The organism is Streptomyces spinoverrucosus (assembly GCF_006539505.1).
Taxonomy (GTDB): Bacteria; Actinomycetota; Actinomycetes; order Streptomycetales; family Streptomycetaceae; genus Streptomyces; species Streptomyces spinoverrucosus.
On sequence record NZ_BJND01000211.1, the window covers coordinates 1 to 650 of the forward strand.

Consider the following 650-nt stretch of genomic DNA (forward strand, 5'->3'; position numbering starts at 1 on the left):
AGAAGGGGGCCGCACGGATTGTGCGTGGCAAGGGTTCTTCGATAGGTGACCGTCGTCGACAGCCGCATTTAGGACCGTCGACACGTTGTTGTAGATCACGCGCCGGTACGATGATGCGGGGACGGCTTTCTCCAGCTCGCTCAGCCAATCCCGGATGTGTTCGGGCTTGAAGGAACCGAGCGGTCGCGGTCCGAGATAGGGGATCGCGTGGCCACGAATCGCGGACTCGACTGACTCGCGTGTGGTCATGTCGGTGGTCTGCGTGTTCAGCCATTTCTCGGCGTACTGCCGGAACGTCACTCGGCTCGCGGCAGGGTCCACGTACTGCCCCCGAGACATGTCCGCCTCGATGTGGGCGAGCCACTGATCGGCCAGTCGCTTCTGTCCGTCGGGGAACGACTTGCTCTTCTCGGTCCCGTCTGGGCCGATGTAGCGGGCGCGGTAACGCAGGCCCTTGCCGTATCGGTCGGTCCGTACGCGGACGGTCTTGCCGTTGGCGTCGGTCTCGGTCTTGTACCAGCGGTCTTGGATGTGGCCAGCCATGCAGCGGCGGTCCTCTCTCGACATGCAGCAGGGAGAGCCGTTGGCGACGGCTCTCCCTGCTGTCTCTGGTGGGTGTTCAGCTACGCGGCGTTTCGGTCGGCGTTCTT

General features: G+C 63.8%; 1 protein-coding gene. It reads right to left on the reverse strand.

All coding sequences use genetic code 11. From position 1 onward, the window contains the following. Positions 1–543, reverse strand: a 543-nt coding sequence (locus SSP24_RS42575; RefSeq protein WP_244951822.1) for a tyrosine-type recombinase/integrase, incomplete at its 3' end; no start/stop codon positions are given. Positions 544–650: the final 107 nt, after the last annotated feature.